This is a genomic window from Pantoea rodasii (assembly GCF_002095465.1).
GTDB lineage: Bacteria > Pseudomonadota > Gammaproteobacteria > Enterobacterales > Enterobacteriaceae > Pantoea > Pantoea rodasii.
In genome coordinates this window covers 1-1,315 of the sequence record NZ_MLFP01000058.1, presented here as the reverse complement: position 1 = coordinate 1,315, position 1,315 = coordinate 1, and the positions used below count along the sequence as shown (strand labels likewise).

Sequence of the window (1,315 nt, the reverse complement as noted above, 5' to 3'; positions counted from 1 at the left end):
GGGTCTTCCCCGATCATGGTGGGAGACCTACTCAGAACGCCATATTCAGCTTTCCATAATGGAACATGACGCCCAGCTTAAAGCGTTCTCGGTTCCGGTATCCTCTCGCTTTTATCCTCAGCAGCCTGATCTTGCTGTTCAGCGCCTCAGCGTTACCGTTCGATACCCCATGCCGCATCGCATTCAGTATCCCATACAGCCGTTTACGGATCGTTTTAGCCACATTTCTCATCAGGGCAACGTCACTGCTTTCGGCAAGCGCTATCCAGCGCTGCCAGTCAGTCCGGCGGGACTCATTCCAGGGGCGATTCCAGATATCTCTCGCCAGCTCTTTCAGCGCCCAGCACTGGCTGGTCTGCTGGATCTGCTCACGCAGCCATGTCAGCTTTTCCTGCCGCGAGTCGGTCATCCATTTTTCACTGTACTGCCACAGGAAGCGGGTGCCCTTCGCCTGACGGCGGCTCTCTGCCGTCAGGCGGGGATGTTCATTCTGACGGGTTTTATCCACCACCTCGCCCAGCTGTTTCGCGACATGGAAGCGGTCGAACGCGATTTTTTCCACCGCTGAAGGCAGGTGGATACGGGCCGCCCTGATGTAACCTGCGTTCATATCCATTGAGAACGTTTTGATTGAGGCCTGCTGCCTGTCTGTCAGCGAACGGAGATAACGGGCAAGACTTTCAGTCCCGCGGTCATCGTTCAGCGCCAGCGCCCGACCTTCACGATCGGAGATGACCGTGATGTACTGGTGGCCTTTTTTGAACGCCACTTCATCCACATTCATATGCCGGGATGACAGGGGCGTTTTTATCCGCGCCAGTCCCCGCTTGACGGCCCGCATCATGATACCGTCAACCGCATTCCAGCTGAGGCTGAGTTGTTTTCGGACCGCATCAACGGTGCTGATTTTCAGCCAGGAGAGCACGAAGGATTCGAACAGCAGCGTGTAGCGACTTCCTGCCCCAGCCCACGGAACCGTCAGGCAGCCATGCTCAGGGCACATAACCCGCGGCACATCCGCTTCAACCAGCGTGGTGAACTGACAGGTATCAAGATGCCGCCATTGACGCTTTCTGTGGTCGTGCACCGGGCTGGCCTGACCGCATGCCGGGCAATGCAGTTGAGCACTTTCGGTGACAGCCACAACGACGGTGACAAAGCCGGCTTTATCATCAAGGGAAAGTGATTCAACTACCCAGGGTGATGACAGGTTGAGGATGTGGGCATAGAGGGATTTCTCGTCCATGAAAGCGGTCTCTGGTGATGAAAAATGTTGCTACATCATGCACTCAGCCACCACAACAGGGGAAGACCC

General features: G+C 56.1%; 1 protein-coding gene. It reads right to left on the bottom strand.

All coding sequences use genetic code 11. The features are described 5' to 3' along the window. Positions 1–31 precede the first annotated feature (31 nt). Positions 32–1,246 (bottom strand): ISL3 family transposase, encoded by a 1,215-nt coding sequence (locus HA45_RS23305; RefSeq protein ID WP_128599094.1) that lies wholly within the window; start codon positions 1,244–1,246, stop codon positions 32–34. Positions 1,247–1,315: the final 69 nt, after the last annotated feature.